This is a genomic window from Georgenia daeguensis, from assembly GCF_039537705.1.
Lineage (GTDB): Bacteria > Actinomycetota > Actinomycetes > Actinomycetales > Actinomycetaceae > Georgenia > Georgenia daeguensis.
The window spans coordinates 1-543 of sequence record NZ_BAABBA010000103.1 but is presented as its reverse complement, the minus strand read 5'-3'; the positions used below and the strand labels follow the sequence as shown (position 1 = coordinate 543).

1 protein-coding gene is annotated in these 543 nt (G+C 70.5%); it reads right to left on the bottom strand.

The annotated features are described in order from the left end of the window. Nucleotides 1-531, bottom strand: a 531-nt coding sequence (locus ABD774_RS21820) for a transposase (protein ID WP_425554634.1), incomplete at its 3' end; no start/stop codon positions are given. Between the last annotated feature and the right edge of the window lie 12 nt (nucleotides 532-543).

Below are 543 nucleotides of genomic sequence, written 5' to 3'. Positions count from 1 at the left end.
TACTACGGCCACGCGGGACCATTGCAGCCGCCACCGGCGGGCGGGCGGCGACGGGCGGCGGGCAGCCCTAGGAGCAGTGGCAGCGGTACCCGACCTGTGTGGAGCCGCAGGAGCGGGCGGTTTGGGTGATCTGGGCGCGGCCTGCAGCTGCTGAATCAGCTGGCCCAGTTGGTCGATGCGCTCCTCTAGCCGCGCACTGCGCGCCACCGACTCGGCCTGGGCCGTGCGCAGCCAGGTTTTGAGCTTGCTGAAGGCCAACTCGATGGGGTTAAAATCGGGCGAGTAGGGCGGTAGGAACACGAGCTCCACGCCCCGCTTGGCCAGCCACTCGCGCAGCCCCGTGAGGTGATGCACGGGCAGGTTGTCGAGCACCAGCACGTCGCCTGGGCGCAGCGTGGGGGCTAGGCAGTAGGCCACGTAGAAGGCAAAGCTACGCTGGTTGAGCGCCCCCTGTAGCAGCTGCACCGCGCCGAGCCCGTGCACCGACAAGGCCCCGATCAGCGTCAGCGCCGGGCCCCGGCGCAGGGGCACGGCCCCGCCAAC